Genomic DNA, 14,139 nt, shown 5'->3' with positions numbered 1-14,139 from the left:
GCGTTCATCCTGAGCCAGGATCGAACTCTCCGTCCAAAAATATTTGGGCCTCGAGCCCGTCCGGTCCTCTCAGTCACTCGCTGATCGGTTCCGTTCGATTCATATGGTTCTGTTTGATAGGAAAAGGAATTTCTCGGGGCCGCCTCTCGGCGGCCTTGCGAAAAACAAATCCAAGTCAGACCATTTCAAATGGTTCGATGTCTGCCCGGATGCGACACTGAAGTTAGTGTCCATCCTCGCAGTATCCGGTTCTCAAGGTGCACGCCTGGCGGCTGATCCGGTTCGACCGGGCCGCGCGGCAAGGAGATATATTGCCAGACCGGAGGGGCCCCGCGGGCGGGAATCAGGGCGTACACATTTCCTACACATCTTGTGATCCGACTAACGTTTGCCAGCCGTTAACTACCGCTCGCCGAGCATCTCTTTATATAAGGCAGTCTCATGGTTAAAGCGGATACGTCCCCCTAGCTAAAGCACAGCCAGCATCGAGCAACTCATCACGTTCTTCCACCGAGAACCCCTCGGCGTAGACGCGCACCACTGGTTCGGTCCCGCTAGGACGGACCAGCAGCCACGTGTCATCCTCGAATGCCAAACGCAAGCCATCCATATGACTAACGTTTTGCGGCACCTTGCCACAAATCGACTTGGGGTTTACACCCGGCAGTAGGGTTCGTAACGTTTCGGCATCTTCGGCCTCAAGGCGCAAATCGCGTCGACCGTAACTCGTCTTACCAAAACTGTCCTCGAGTTGGTCGACCAGAACGCCCAAAGGCGCGTCCGTCTTCGCCATAAGCTCGCACAGAATCAGACAGGCGAGGATTCCATCGCGCTCGGGCATATGCGCGGCGATTCCGATACCACCGGCTTCTTCGCCGCCTATGAGAACGCCGCCCTTCTTCATCTCCGCCGCTATATATTTGAAACCGACTGGTTTGACGGTCACGCGGCAGCCAAGCGCCTCGGCAATGCGACGCACGAGCGTCGAGCATGAGAGATTGACGACGACGCGCCCCTCCAAATTACGAAATTGAACCAAGTCGCCCAAAACGAGCGCCATGATCTGATGCGGATGTATATATCTGCCGCGCTCGTCAACCGCGCCGATACGGTCGGCGTCGCCGTCGGTCACCAGGCCAGCGCAAGCTCCGTCCTCGATAACCGTGCGCTCGCAAGCGTCCACCCACGGCTCAACGGGGTCGGGGCAGATATCTTCTTGGTCAGGTGCCTGCCCGGCATGAATCTCGTGCACCTCAACGCCAAGCTCGCGCAGCAAGTCAGCTAGATAGCCCTGGGCTGCACCGCCCATGGGATCAACCACCACGCGCAGGTGCGCGGCGCGGATGGCTTCGGCATCGACAAACGATGCCACCGCCTGCATATAGTCAGGAATGATATCCGCGGTGCGATATTGCCCCTCGATCCCCATTGGCTCGGGAGCCATGGTCTCTTCGAGCTCTTCGATGACATCCTGGTTGGCGGTCGAGCCGTCACCCATGCGAATCTTGAGGCACAGATAACCCTGCGGATGATGGGACCCCGTCACCATGAGCGCGCCGCACGCCTCACCGTCATACGCCGCCGCCCACGTAAGGGCGGGGGTCGGAACAGGCCGAGATGCGAGCACTGCGTCCAATCCGTGATCGGCAAGCACGCCTGCCGCAAGCTCAGCAAACTCGCGCGCCTGCGGCCGGGTGTCGAACCCTATATATACTGTTTTGCCGGGACTGATCTTTTGCCACAACTCGCCGACGGCATCGGCAATGCGGGCAACGTTGTCGACGGTAAAGTCGTCGTCGACGCGGGCGCGCCAACCGTCAGTTCCAAAATGAATTATCGCGCACACGCGCAGACACCTCACAGTGTTTGGATCATGGTACGCATGAGGTATACCCGCAGCACGCACTCGGCAACCTGTCGGCACCAGCATTCACCATTTGGGCAAATGCTGCCGAGGACATGCAAGCAATAAAAAAACCGCCCCGTATGGAGCGGTTTTGCCCTTTATATATCGAGCGCCTCGGCCATCGCTGCCGTAGTGATTGCCGTGGTTCCACAGCAACTGCCCACCATTGCGGCACCGGCATGTCTCCATTCGATGCATGCGCGCGCGAAAGCTTCTGGGTTCTCGTGCCATACGGGGCCATCCTGAGTCTGGACCGGATCGCCCACGTTGGGACGCACCGTGACGGGAGTAGTCGCCGATGCAACCATCCTGGGCACCGCCGCGTTCGCGGCCGCAAGCGAACAGCAATTAACACCAACCGAGTTTGCGCCGTGTTTTTCGGCGTACAAAACGGCCGCCTCGATGTTGAGGCCATCGCCCAACAGGTCGCCTTTATCGTCAACGACAAAACTCACCAGGACAGGCATGCCGTCGGCGGCATCTCGGGCGCCGGCAAGCATGGGCTGCAAATTACGGATAGACGTCACCGTCTCGATCAGCAGACCGTCAACACCAGCATTGAGCAAGGCGTGCGTCTGTTCGCGCGCAATGCCTCGGATTTCACGATACTCGACAGAGTCTTCGGCAAACCACTCGATACCGATCGGGCCCATCGAGCCCAGTAGCAGCTGAGGGTGCGCCTGGCGGGCATCGTCGACGGCCCCGCGATTGACCTCCGCCACGGACGGCGCAATCTGATCGTGCTTGAGGGCATAGCTTGATGCCTGAAAGGTGTTGGTAATGAGCACCTGCGCGCCGGCGGCGACATACAAGCGATGAATACGAGAAACGGTCTGCGGCTCTGCCAGATTCCAAAACGCCGGTGGAATGTCGGCGGCATCGTACTCACTCAACAGAACACTGCCCATGGGGCCCTGCGCCAACAAGGTCTCGCTCGACAAGCGGCGCGTAAGTTCCTCGGCACCAAAGCGGTTGTAATAACTCGTATCCATATATATCCCGCTATTCCTCGACGCTGATTCCCTGCTTTTCGAGATAGGCGAGCCAGCGGTTCATCGTGTCCTCGGAAAGCGCATGCTCCATCATGCAGGCCTCGGAATCGGCTCGCTCAAATTCGACACCGAGCTCCTGAACCAAAAACGTGCGGATGAGGCGATGACGGTACCAGATAGCCGTACCAACCTCGCGGCCGCGATCGGTCAGGACTACCTTGCCGTAGTGCGATTGCTCGACAAGTTCGGATGCTTTGAGCGCCGAAACCGCTTTATTGACCGATGCCTTGGAGACGCCAAGGCGCTGCGCGATGTCGACCGATCGCACGCCGTTGGTTTCCCCCTCTTCGCTTTCAATGCGAACCATGCACTCCAAGTAGTCTTCGTTCGCCACCGTCAGATGTAGTTCGCGCGAGCTATTTGTCGTATCCATGATCTTCCGTCCCTTCTGCATTCATTGGCTGATTCTACCCCATCCAAGCGTCGCGGTATGCCGTGGCATACCGTGCTAGAGTTCTTGTTGCACACGACGACCAAGATTGGAGCGGTCTTTATGGAAAACACCACCACGAACCCCGATGTCCTCGAGCGCTTTTTGCGCTACGTCCAGATCAACACGCAGTCCGAGGATGCAAACTGCGACCAGGTACCCTCGAGCGCCGTTCAGTTTGACCTTGCCAACGTGCTGGCTGAAGAGCTGCGCGAGCTTGGTGCGGAAGATGCCCACGTGACCGAGCACGCCTATGTCTGCGCACATATCCCCGCAAGTGTGGGCGCTGAGGACAAGCCTGCCCTGGGCCTGATCGCCCATCTCGACACCACCGAAGTTGCACCGGGCGCCGGCGTGAAGCCGCACATCGTGCACTACGAAGGCGGCGACCTGGTCTGCGGCACGGTTGACGGTAAGCCCGTTGCCATGAGTACCGCCAAGCTTCCCGCCCTGAACGACCTCGCGGGTGAGGACCTGGTCTGCAGCGATGGCACCACGCTGCTGGGCGCGGACGACAAGGCAGGTGTCGCCGAGATCATGTCGCTTGTCGCGCGTATCGCTCAGGACCCTTCTCTGCCCCATCCCGCACTCGGCATTTGCTTCTGCCCTGACGAGGAGATCGGCCACGGAGCCGAGCTGTTGGATATCGATACCTTTGGCTGCAAGTACGCCTACACGGTCGACGGTGGCCCCATCGGCGAGCTGGAGTGGGAGTGCTTTAACGCCGCTGAGGCGACCGTCCGCTTTGAGGGCCAGTCCATCCACCCGGGCGACGCCAAAGGCCGTATGGTCAACGCAGGCAATCTGTTCTGCGACTTCAACGCGTTGCTCCCCTACGTGCAGCGCCCGGAGTATACGGAAGGCTACGAGGGCTTTTATCACCTTGAGGGTGTATCTGCAACCGTCGATCACGCCACAGCGCGCTATATCGTCCGCGACCATGACGCCGCCAAGTTCCAGCAGAAACTCGACCTTATTGATGCAGCCGCCTCGATGCTCAACCAGCGCCTGGGTGAGGAGCGCGTGACGGTCGAGATTCAGCAGCAGTATCGAAATATGGCCGAGATCGTTCGTGACTATCCCGAGCTTATTGATGTTGCCAAGGAAGCCTACCTTGCCTGCGGCGTTGAGCCCCAAGTGCTGCCGATTCGCGGCGGCACCGACGGCGCGCAGCTGTCGTTCCGCGGTCTGCCCTGCCCCAACCTTTCCACCGGCGGCTATTGCTACCACGGCGTCAACGAGTTTGTCCCGGTCAGTTCGCTCGTCAAGATGACCGACGTTTTGCAGGAGCTCGTCGCCCGCTTCGCATAAGCCTGGCTGCATAAGCCCAAAAGACGAACCGCCCCGTCCTCTACAGAGAACGGGGCGGTTTTTGATACAAGGGAAGTAGTCAACATCGCAGGTTGAGCCAACGTCAGCGAGCGACGTCCAAGGCGAACAAGTTGGCATGAAAAAGGCAGGGCATTGACCTTCTGGTCATGCCCTGCCTTTTGAATGACAAATTGTCGCCTTGGGCGGCGCGCAGCGTCGAGCCGTTACGGCGTTTGGTAAAACGCCGTAACTTAGTAGTTGGCTTCGTAGCCGTTACCGTCGCCGGTGGGCTCTTCGTAGTAGTCCGAATCGCTCGAATCGCTTGAGTCATCGGAATCGTCAGAGCTGACCGATGAGGTTGCGGTACCGTTTGCGTAGTCGTCAGACGTGTTGTTGTTCAGGTCGCCGATCGTAGAGCTGGAACCGTCGGAAAGACCCATGGTGTTGGGACCCTTGGGATCCTTGCCGGCATCGACACGCTCCATCATTTCCTTGAGCTCGTCCTCGTAGACAAAGACGTAGCTCACACCGTCGATCATGGTGCTGTCGTCGGCGTACGAGGGCAGGTTGGCCGAGTAGATACCGTCGACGTCCATACCGCGCATGGCGTTGACCGTAGACACGATATCCTGAACGCTCATATCGGTTACGAGCATATCGGACAGCGAATTAACCAGGCCAAAGATCTTCGTGGCATCGAAGTTATTGAGAATCTGGTTGGCAAGGGCGCCAAGCACCTGACGCTGGTGGCGCATGCGCGTGTAATCGCCGTCGGCATAGATGTAGCGGCAGCGGGCATAGGTAAGGGCGGTAGCTCCGTCCATATGCTGCTGACCAGCGGTAATCTTAATATCCAGGTGCTCGGGGTCGTCAACATCATCGGTTGCGTTAATGTCGATACCGCCAACCGAATCAATCAGCGCCTGCATACCGTCGAAGCTGACCTCGGCATAGTGGGAAATCTGAACACCGCACAGCTCGTTGACCGCCTCGACCATGGCTTCGGCGCCGCCAACGGTATGGCAGGCGTTGATCTTCATGGTCTCGCCCTTGTACACGACCCTGGTATCGCGCGGAACGGAAATGAGCGTCGCCTGCTTTTGCGTGGGGTCGATGCGTGCCAAGATAATCGAGTCGGCACGATACGTATCCTCGCCCGGACGGCCGTCGGTGCCAAGAAGCAGCACGTAGAACGGATCCTTTGCCTCATCGGTGTCAACCAGAACCCGACGCAGATTGTCGGTAATGACATTAGAATCGCCGAGCTTGCCCATAATGGTGGCAAACCACAGGCCGGCAGCGGTAGTGGCACTCAGCAGCACGCCAAGCACGACAATGAGCGCGACGTGACGAATCGTGTGGCTACGACGGCGCTGGCGGGCGCGCTCGGAATAGCGAGCGACGTTGTCGCGGCTGTAGATCTTGGCCTGCGCACCAGTCGAGGGTCTTCGGGTGTTATCCGCCAGGGGCTTCTTGTTAAACATAGGCAACCTGCATTAGTAGATGACGGGATCGGGGACGGTGGCATGTTCGACATGCGCGCCAAGCGCCTGCAGCTTTTCGACAAACTGCTCGTAGCCACGTTTGATGTGATGGATGGCAGAGACCTCGGTAACGCCGTCGGCGATAAGACCGGCAACCACAAGCGCCGCGCCGCCACGAAGGTCGGGCGAGGTGACCTGTGCACCCGAGAAGCCCTTGACGCCATGAATCATGGCATGATGGCTCTCGATACGAATGTCGGCACCCATGCGCACCAGCTCAGAGGCAAACATAAAGCGATTCTCGAAGATGTTCTCGGTAATAACGGAACTGCCGTCGGCGAGGGCGGAGAGCACCATAATTTGTGCCTGCATGTCGGTCGGGAAGCCGGGGAACGGAAGCGTCTGGATGTCGACCGGCTTGATGCGCTCGGCGCGATTCACGTGAACGCCGTCGTCAGTACGCTCGCAATCGATGCCCATGAGCTCCATCTTCTTGAGCACCATGCCCAGATGGATGGGGCAAAAACCCGTGACGTCGACACCGCGATCGTCAGCCATCAGCGCACCGGCGACGATAAAGGTACCGGCCTCGATGCGGTCGCCCACCACGCGATGGGTAACGGGATGGAGCTCTTCCACGCCCTCGATGGTCACGACAGGCGTACCGGCGCCGACAATCTTGGCGCCCATTTCGTTGAGCATGTTGGCGAGATCGACGATCTCGGGCTCGCGGGCGGCATTGTCGATAACCGTGGTGCCCTGTGCGCGCACAGAGGCCATGATGAGGTTCTCGGTCGCACCGACACTGGCAAACTCGAGCGTGACGGTGGTGCCGCGCAGGCCCTGAGGCGCGCTGGCGTTGATGTAGCCGTGGGCGGTATCAAACTCTACGCCCAGGGCCTCAAGACCCAGAATGTGCATATCGATCTTGCGAGCACCCAGGTTGCAGCCGCCCGGCATGGCGATCTTGGCGCGATGGAAGCGACCCAGCAGGGGTCCCATGACGGCGGTGGAAGCACGCATCTTGGCAACGAGCTCGTAGGGGGCCTCCCAAGAATCGGCCTGAGAGGTATCGATCTCGAGCGTGTGCTCGTCGAGAACATCGATCGTAGCGCCCATGCCCTTGAGCACCTTGCCCATCACGTGGACATCGGAAATATCGGGCACGTTCTGCAGCGTCGTCTTGCCCGGCGCCAGAAGCGTTGCCGCCATGAGTTTGAGCGCGGAGTTCTTGGCACCCGAAACGGGCACGGAGCCTCCGATGGCATGGCCACCCTCAACGCGGATAATATCCAAGGTCTACCCTTTCAAAAAGCATGCCCGGGGTGGCTGGGCCATCCCGGGCATGATGTGTTCGCAAATGGTCGAACGTTAAATCGTTTGACTATTGGGCAAGCTTGAGCTTACACCATGCGATTTCATTATAGAGGTAGGCGCGGCGTGCATCATCCTCCGACAAATTACCCAGCTTCTCTTCAAAACCTTGAATATCAGCTTTAAGCTTGTCGGCATCGACGGTCGCCAGATCGCAAGCGCGCTCGGCGAGAACGGTCACGACATCGTCCGCAACCTGGGCATAGCCGCCGGCCACGGCAAACGTGTGGTCGACAGTGCCCATGGCCTTATCGGAAACGCGAACGTAACCGCGGTCGATCGTGCAGATCTCGCTGGAGTGAGCAGGCAGAACGCCAAACTCGCCATCCGTGGACGGAATCGACACAAACGCAGCGTCGCCCTCATAGGCGCAGCTCACGGGGCACACGATGCGGATACGCATAACCTACTTCTCCCCCATCTTGCGGGCGCGCTCGCGCACGTCCTCAATCGTGGAAGCATAGCGGAAAGCCTGCTCGGGCAGGTCATCGGCCTTGCCGTCGACAATCTCGGCGAAGGAGCGGACGGTATCCTCGACGCGGACGTAGACACCGGGGTTGCCGGTGAACTTCTCGGCGACGTGGAAGGACTGCGAGAGGAACTGCTGAATCTTACGAGCGCGGTTGACCGTAAGGCGCTGCTCCTCGGACAGCTCGTCCATACCCAGAATGGCGATGATGTCCTGAAGGTCGGAGTACTCCTGTAGGAGCTCCTGGACCTTGACGGCGACACGGTAGTGCTCCTCGCCGACGATCGAGGGATCGAGAGCGTCGGAGGAAGACGCGAGCGGGTCGATAGCCGGGAACAGGCCGAGCGACGAAATGCTACGCGAAAGAACCGTGGTGGCGTCGAGGTGCGTAAACGTCGTGGCAGGCGCCGGGTCGGTCAGGTCGTCTGCGGGGACGTAGACAGCCTGGACGGAGGTAATGGAGCCCGTCTTGGTCGAGGTAATGCGCTCCTGGAGGTCGCCCATCTCGGTTGCCAGCGTGGGCTGGTAACCAACGGCGGACGGCATACGGCCCAGCAGTGCGGAAACCTCGGAACCTGCCTGGGAGAAGCGGAAGATGTTGTCGATGAACAGCAGAACGTCCTGGCCGCGATCGCGGAAGTACTCAGCGGTGGTAAGGCCGGCCAGACCGATGCGAAGACGCGCTCCGGGCGGCTCGTTCATCTGACCATAGACCAAGCAGGTCTTGTCGATAACGCCAGACTCGCTCATCTCGAGGAACAGGTCGGTGCCCTCGCGGGTACGCTCGCCGACGCCGGTGAACACCGAGGTGCCGCCGTGCTCCTGGGCGAGGTTGTTGATGAGCTCCTGAATCAGAACGGTCTTGCCGACGCCGGCGCCGCCGAACAGGCCCGTCTTGCCGCCACGGATGTAGGGCTCAAGCAGGTCGACGGCCTTGATGCCGGTCTCGAAGATCTCGGTCTTGGTGGTGAGCTCGTCAAAGCGGGGCGCTGCATGGTGGATGGGGTAGAACTCCTCCACCTCGGGCATGGGCTTGCCGTCGACGGGCTTGCCCATGACGTTCCAAATGCGGCCGAGCGTCTTGGGACCAACGGGCATCTTCATGGGCTCACCGGTATCGGTGGCGATGAGGCCGCGCTGCAGGCCGTCGGTCGAGGACATGGCGACCGTGCGGACGACGCCGCCCGGAAGCTGACTCTCGACCTCGAGGATCGTGCTCAGATGACCGATCGGGGTCTCGGCCTCGACCGTGAGCGCGTTGTAGATCGGGGGCACCGCGCCGTCAAACTTGACGTCGACGACAGGGCCGATGATACGCACGATGCGACCATCACCGGCAGTCGTCTTCTTGGTGGCTTCCTCGACCGCAAGCTTTACGGTGTTATTAGCCATTACTGTTCCTCCAATGCTGAGGCTCCGCCGACGATCTCGTTAATCTCGGTCGTGATCGAAGCCTGGCGCACGCGACTATACGTGCGGGTAAGGGTCGAGATGATCGCGGTGGCGTTTTCCGTCGCGGAGTGCATGGCCTTGCGGCGTGCACCCTGCTCGGCAGCCGCCGAATCGATCAGGGCCTGGTAGATGACCGTCAGGATATACGACGGTACAAGCTTGCCGAGAACATGCTCGGGAGAGGGCACGAACTCGAACGTGGACGAGATGCGCTTAGGGGCGTCGGTCTCGTTCTTACGCGGACCGTGGGCCATAGCGATCATCTCGGGGTCGAGCGGCAACAGATGCTCGACGCGAAGCTCCTGATCCACGCGGTTCTTTGCGTGGTGGTAGACAAGCTCGACACGGTCAAGCTCACCGGCACGATACGCATCGCAGATATGAGAGGAGATCATGCGGGCCTGATTGAAATCGGGCTCAGAGGAGTTGCCCTCAAAGTGCATGATGACGTTTGCGCGGTCGCAAAAATACGTGGCCGGCTTGCGCCCGCACGCGATGATCTCGCACTCGATGCCGTCGTTCGCCCAAGAAGCGGCGAGCTTTTCGGCCGTACGCTCCACTGTCGTATTGAAACCGCCGGCAAGGCCGCGGTCCGAGGCAATGACGACAATCAGGCCATGCTTGACGTTCTCATGCTTCTGCAGCATGGGATCGGTGCCCGAACAGGAGGCGTCGCCGGCGACCGTCAACATGACGTCGGTCAGCGCCTCCTTATAGGGCTCGGCCTGCTTGGAGCGATCGAGGGCACGACGGATCTTGGCCGTAGAGACCATCTCCATCGTGCGCGTGATCTGCTTGGTCGTGGTAACCGAGGAGATTCGCTTCTTAATGTCGCGAAGGTTGGCCATAGGGCTTAGTTCTCCTCTGATCCAGAAACATCCGAATGGTGCTTGGCCATGAACTGCTGCTTAAAGTCGCCGATGACGCGCAAGAGCTCAGCCTTGGTGTCATCATCGATCTTCTTGGCGCGAACCTTGTCGAGCAGCAAGCCAAAGCCATTGTCCATGTACTCGATGAGCTCGGCACGGAAAGGCAGCACGTCGGCGATCTCCAGGTCGTCCAGGAAGCCCTCGTTGCCAGCGAACAGCGCAACGATCTGCTCGCCAACCTCAAATGGTTTATAACGCGGCTGCTTCAGGAGCTCGGTCATGCGGGCACCATGGGTCAGCTGCTTCTGAGTAGCCTCGTCAAGGTCGGAGCCGAACTGCGTAAAGCCGGCGAGCTCCTGATACGAAGCGAGGTCCAGACGGAGGTTGCCGGCGACCTGCTTCATGGCCTTGGTCTGCGCGTCGCCACCAACGCGGGACACGGAAATGCCCACGTCGACTGCCGGGCGCTGACCCTGGAAGAAGAGCTCGGACTGCAGGTAGATCTGACCATCGGTAATGGAAATGACGTTGGTCGGAATGTAGGCCGAGACATCGCCGTCCTGGGTCTCGATGATCGGCAGGGCCGTCATGGAGCCGTAACCGTTCTTCTTGGACATCTTGACGGCACGCTCGAGCAGACGAGAGTGCAGGTAGAAGATGTCGCCAGGATAGGCCTCGCGTCCGGGCGGACGATGCAGCGTCAGCGACATCTGACGGTAGGCCACAGCCTGCTTGGACAGGTCGTCGTAGATGACGAGCACGTGACCGCCGGGGTTGGTCTCGTTGGCGGGCTTACCATCCTCGCCGTTGTACATAAAGAATTCGCCGATAGCGGCACCGGCCATAGGCGCGATGTACTGCATAGGGGCGGAATCGGCAGCGGTGGCCGAAACGATGATGGTGTAGTCGAGCGCACCGTGCTGAGCGAGGGTCTCGCGGATGTTGGCAACCGTGGAGGCCTTCTGGCCGATGGCGACATAGATGCAGACCATGCCCTTGCCGCTCTGATTGAGGATAGCGTCGATGGCAATGGCGGTCTTACCGGTCTTTCGGTCGCCGATGATGAGCTCACGCTGACCACGGCCGATAGGCACCATGGAGTCGATAGCCAACAGGCCGGTCTGAACCGGCTCGCACACCGGGGTACGGTCGATGACACCGGGGGCCTTGAACTCGATGGGACGACGGTGCGTGGCGACGATGTCACCCAGGCCGTCGATAGGCTGGCCGAGCGGATTGACGACGCGGCCAAGCATAGCACGGCTCACAGGGATATCCATAATGCGGCCAGTGGTGCGGCACTCGTCGCCTTCCTTGATGGAGTCGACGGCACCAAACAGAACGGCGCCGACCTCGTCACGGTCAAGGTTTTGGGCAAGGCCGAAGACGGTCTCACCGGTATCGGAGCTCTTGAACTCCAGAAGCTCGCCTGCCATGGCGCTCTTGAGGCCGGAGACGCGCGCGATGCCGTCGCCTACCTCGTCGACCGTTGAAACCTCATGCGTATCGACCGTCGCGGAGAGACTCGTGAGCTGCTCCTGCAGTTTCTTGGCGATATCCTGGGCATTGAGGGTTTCGGACATTAGGCTTCACCTCCGTACGAATTAGCAGAGTTTGCGAGGGTCTCCTGCGCGATGCGCAGCTGCGTCTTGACGGAAATGTCACGACGCTCGCCGCGGGCCTCGAGCACCAGGCCGCCCACGATAGACGGGTCGACCTGCTCGATAAGGAATACCTTGCGGCCGAAGTCCTGCTCGCATTTCTTAGTGATGGTTTGACGCAGCTCGTCGTCGAGCGGGATCGCCGTGGTGACGGTCACGCCCACTACATCCTCGTCTTCCTCGGCAACATACTTAAAGGCAGCTGCCACCTTGGGAAGAAGGTCGAGCTGGTCGCGCTTGGACATGGTGTCGAGCACGGCGATGATCTCGGGGCTGGCAGAAGCCAAGCGCTCGATCATCTCGAGGTCCTCGAACACATGGTTCTCGGCCTTGGCGGCTTCCAGAAGGGAGCGCGCATAGGTCTCGAGCACCTTGTCCTGATAGCGGCTAGTCGGCATTCAGGCTACCTGCTTCCTGGATGTAGCGCTCGATGAGCTTCTTCTGCTCGGCCTCGTCCTCGAGTGCCTCGCCCACGATCTTGGTGGCGACGGCAACGGACAGGTCGGCGATGGAGCTCGCGGCACCGGCGTAGATGGACTTGCGCTCGTCCTCGACAGTCGTATGGGCCTTGGCGATGATCTCCTCTGCCTCCTTGTGAGCAGCCTCGATGATACGGGCGCGCTCGGACTCGGCGTCCTTACGGGCCTCGAGAACGATGTCGGCAGCCTGACGACGGGCGTCGGTGACGATCGAGTCGGACTCAGCACGCTTGGCGATAGCCTCCTGCTTGGTCTTCTCGGCCTCGTCGAGGCTCTCCTCGATCTTCTTGCCGCGCTCCTCCATGGTTTTCATGATGCCCGGCAGGGCGACCTTGGCCAGCACGATCCAGATAATCAGGAAGGCGATAAGCGCCGGGATGAACTCCGCCATCTTAGGGATGAGGATGTCCGCACCGGCAGCGCCGTCCTCGGCGAACGCGGAAACCGGCATGAGCAGCGCGGCCGCGGACGCGGAGAGTGCGATCGCGCTCTTCTGGGATGAAAGATTCATACTTGACGCTCCGTGCTATTTAACGATCAGCGCGACAACGAAGCCGATCAGAGCCAGAGCCTCGCCGAAGGCGGAGCCCATGATGAAGACGGTGAACACGCGGCCCTGGACCTCAGGCTGACGGGCCATAGCACCCGTAGCACCCAGAGCAGACAGGCCGATAGCAAGACCAGCGCCGATAACACCGAGACCGTAACCGATAACTCCCACGATTCCTCCTTTGTCGTGCGTGTCTTATTTCACGCAGGATAACCTTTTTATAACTGCCGGGCTCCATGGGTACGGGCACCGGCGGTTTAACGAATTGCCTTACCTTTAAGACGCGAACGGAAGACTACTCCTCCTCCGCGACCTCCTCTGCCTCAGAGACATACACGGCGGTAAGGACTGTGAAGACGTAAGCCTGGATGGCGCCGACCACAAGCTCGATCGCATAGATCAGGATGAGGATAGCAAGCCAGGCCAGCGAAGGCAGGGCACCGACGGCGTGGGCCGCGGAAACCTGCTGAAGCAGCGGCTGCATGAACATGCTCGCCATGATGGCGAACGAGCCCATGACCACGTGTCCTGCGAACATGTTGCAGAACAGACGGACGGCGAGTGTGATGAGGCGCAGGAAGGTCGAGAAAAGCTCGACGACCCACACAAGCACGTTCATCGGGAAGCTCACGCCCTGCGGGGCGAGGCTCTTGATGTAGCCGATCACGCCGTGAGCCTTGCATCCGTAGTAGATGAAGTACACGAAGGCGAAGATGGCGAGCGCGGCGGTGGAGCCGATTGCGCCGGTGCCGGGCTTCATTCCCGGGATCAGGCCGATCATGTTATTGATCAGGATGAACAGGAAAAGCGAGCACAGGAACGGGAAGTGCTTCTTCCAGTTCTCACCCACGACGCCCTTGCCGATATCGTTCTCGACGTACTCGATGATGTACTCGAAACCGTTGACGAAGAAGCCCTTGGGAACTAGGGTCTGCTTCTTCTTGAACACGGCCAGGACGATCAGGAGCACGATCGTGGAGACGATCAGCCAAAACGAGTACTGCGTGATGCCGCAGCTCAGATCGCCCACGACAGGAGTGGAGCTGAACTCGCTAACCAGATGATTAATCTCATCAGGCAGCTTTTCAAAAATTTCCACGAC

Annotated in this window: 14 protein-coding genes; 1 reads left to right on the top strand and 13 read right to left on the bottom strand. The window is 59.8% G+C overall.

Translation table 11 applies throughout. The annotated features are described in order from the left end of the window. Positions 1-445 precede the first annotated feature (445 nt). The 3 genes from DXC90_RS04440 to DXC90_RS04430 form a co-directional block, all read right to left on the bottom strand. Complete coding sequence (locus DXC90_RS04440) at positions 446-1,846, bottom strand: phosphoglucomutase/phosphomannomutase family protein (RefSeq protein ID WP_117734922.1); 1,401 nt, start codon at positions 1,844-1,846, stop codon at positions 446-448. 158 nt (positions 1,847-2,004) lie between these two features. After that, positions 2,005-2,898 (bottom strand): homocysteine S-methyltransferase family protein, encoded by an 894-nt coding sequence (locus DXC90_RS04435; RefSeq protein ID WP_117734921.1) that lies wholly within the window; start codon positions 2,896-2,898, stop codon positions 2,005-2,007. Between the two features lie 10 nt (positions 2,899-2,908). After that, on the bottom strand, positions 2,909-3,331 hold the full coding sequence (locus DXC90_RS04430) for a metal-dependent transcriptional regulator (RefSeq protein WP_035138800.1): 423 nt from the start codon (positions 3,329-3,331) through the stop codon (positions 2,909-2,911). A gap of 120 nt (positions 3,332-3,451) precedes the next feature. On the opposite strand from DXC90_RS04430, the gene pepT reads away from it, so the two are divergent. Continuing rightward, on the top strand, positions 3,452-4,699 hold the full coding sequence (gene pepT, locus DXC90_RS04425) for a peptidase T (protein WP_117734920.1): 1,248 nt from the start codon (positions 3,452-3,454) through the stop codon (positions 4,697-4,699). Between the two features lie 251 nt (positions 4,700-4,950). Here the strand turns inward: pepT and DXC90_RS04420 are convergent, their stop codons facing one another. The 10 genes from DXC90_RS04420 to atpB all read right to left on the bottom strand — a co-directional run bounded on the left by DXC90_RS04420 (position 4,951) and on the right by atpB (position 14,136). Continuing rightward, entirely contained in the window at positions 4,951-6,183 is a 1,233-nt protein-coding gene (locus tag DXC90_RS04420; protein ID WP_117734919.1) for an LCP family protein, read from the bottom strand. Positions 6,184-6,195: 12 nt separating this feature from the next. Continuing rightward, on the bottom strand, positions 6,196-7,479 hold the full coding sequence (murA, locus tag DXC90_RS04415; protein WP_117734918.1) for a UDP-N-acetylglucosamine 1-carboxyvinyltransferase: 1,284 nt from the start codon (positions 7,477-7,479) through the stop codon (positions 6,196-6,198). Between the two features lie 88 nt (positions 7,480-7,567). Further along, the gene (gene atpC / locus DXC90_RS04410) at positions 7,568-7,960 is read right to left on the bottom strand and encodes an ATP synthase F1 subunit epsilon (protein WP_006235718.1); all 393 of its coding nucleotides are present in this window, start codon (positions 7,958-7,960) and stop codon (positions 7,568-7,570) included. Positions 7,961-7,963: 3 nt separating this feature from the next. Beyond that, on the bottom strand, positions 7,964-9,418 hold the full coding sequence (atpD, locus tag DXC90_RS04405; RefSeq protein ID WP_006235717.1) for a F0F1 ATP synthase subunit beta: 1,455 nt from the start codon (positions 9,416-9,418) through the stop codon (positions 7,964-7,966). Beyond that, positions 9,418-10,326, bottom strand: a complete 909-nt coding sequence (gene atpG / locus DXC90_RS04400) for an ATP synthase F1 subunit gamma (protein ID WP_117734917.1) — start codon at positions 10,324-10,326, stop codon at positions 9,418-9,420. The genes atpD and atpG overlap by 1 nt, the downstream gene beginning before the upstream one ends. Positions 10,327-10,331: 5 nt before the next feature. Then, the gene (gene atpA, locus DXC90_RS04395) at positions 10,332-11,930 is read right to left on the bottom strand and encodes a F0F1 ATP synthase subunit alpha (RefSeq protein WP_117734916.1); all 1,599 of its coding nucleotides are present in this window, start codon (positions 11,928-11,930) and stop codon (positions 10,332-10,334) included. Continuing rightward, positions 11,930-12,406 (bottom strand): FoF1 ATP synthase subunit delta, encoded by a 477-nt coding sequence (locus DXC90_RS04390; RefSeq protein WP_006235713.1) that lies wholly within the window; start codon positions 12,404-12,406, stop codon positions 11,930-11,932. The genes atpA and DXC90_RS04390 overlap by 1 nt, the downstream gene beginning before the upstream one ends. Continuing rightward, a complete protein-coding gene (gene atpF / locus DXC90_RS04385; RefSeq protein ID WP_117635548.1) occupies positions 12,396-12,998 on the bottom strand; it encodes a F0F1 ATP synthase subunit B in 603 nt (200 codons plus the stop codon). Before atpF ends, DXC90_RS04390 begins: the two co-directional genes overlap by 11 nt. 15 nt (positions 12,999-13,013) lie before the next feature. Further along, positions 13,014-13,208 (bottom strand): ATP synthase subunit C, encoded by a 195-nt coding sequence (locus DXC90_RS04380; protein ID WP_022094262.1) that lies wholly within the window; start codon positions 13,206-13,208, stop codon positions 13,014-13,016. Positions 13,209-13,332: 124 nt separating this feature from the next. Next, entirely contained in the window at positions 13,333-14,136 is an 804-nt protein-coding gene (gene atpB / locus DXC90_RS04375; protein ID WP_022094263.1) for a F0F1 ATP synthase subunit A, read from the bottom strand. Between the last annotated feature and the right edge of the window lie 3 nt (positions 14,137-14,139).

Source organism: Collinsella sp. TF09-1AT (genome assembly GCF_003436895.1).
GTDB lineage: Bacteria > Actinomycetota > Coriobacteriia > Coriobacteriales > Coriobacteriaceae > Collinsella.
The sequence above is the reverse complement of the archived record's forward strand: the minus strand, read 5'-3'. Positions and strand labels throughout refer to the sequence as shown.

Excerpts from the sequence above, each read along its gene's own strand:
- atpD (WP_006235717.1), bottom strand. The coding sequence starts at position 9,418 with ATGGCTAATAACACCGTAAAGCTTGCGGTCGAGGAAGCCACCAAGAAG.
- atpC (WP_006235718.1), bottom strand. The coding sequence starts at position 7,960 with ATGCGTATCCGCATCGTGTGCCCCGTGAGCTGCGCCTATGAGGGCGAC.
- DXC90_RS04435 (WP_117734921.1), bottom strand. The coding sequence starts at position 2,898 with ATGGATACGAGTTATTACAACCGCTTTGGTGCCGAGGAACTTACGCGC.
- atpF (WP_117635548.1), bottom strand. The coding sequence starts at position 12,998 with ATGAATCTTTCATCCCAGAAGAGCGCGATCGCACTCTCCGCGTCCGCG.
- atpG (WP_117734917.1), bottom strand. The coding sequence starts at position 10,326 with ATGGCCAACCTTCGCGACATTAAGAAGCGAATCTCCTCGGTTACCACG.
- DXC90_RS04390 (WP_006235713.1), bottom strand. The coding sequence starts at position 12,406 with ATGCCGACTAGCCGCTATCAGGACAAGGTGCTCGAGACCTATGCGCGC.
- DXC90_RS04420 (WP_117734919.1), bottom strand. The coding sequence starts at position 6,183 with ATGTTTAACAAGAAGCCCCTGGCGGATAACACCCGAAGACCCTCGACT.
- DXC90_RS04430 (WP_035138800.1), bottom strand. The coding sequence starts at position 3,331 with ATGGATACGACAAATAGCTCGCGCGAACTACATCTGACGGTGGCGAAC.
- atpA (WP_117734916.1), bottom strand. The coding sequence starts at position 11,930 with ATGTCCGAAACCCTCAATGCCCAGGATATCGCCAAGAAACTGCAGGAG.
- pepT (WP_117734920.1), top strand. The coding sequence starts at position 3,452 with ATGGAAAACACCACCACGAACCCCGATGTCCTCGAGCGCTTTTTGCGC.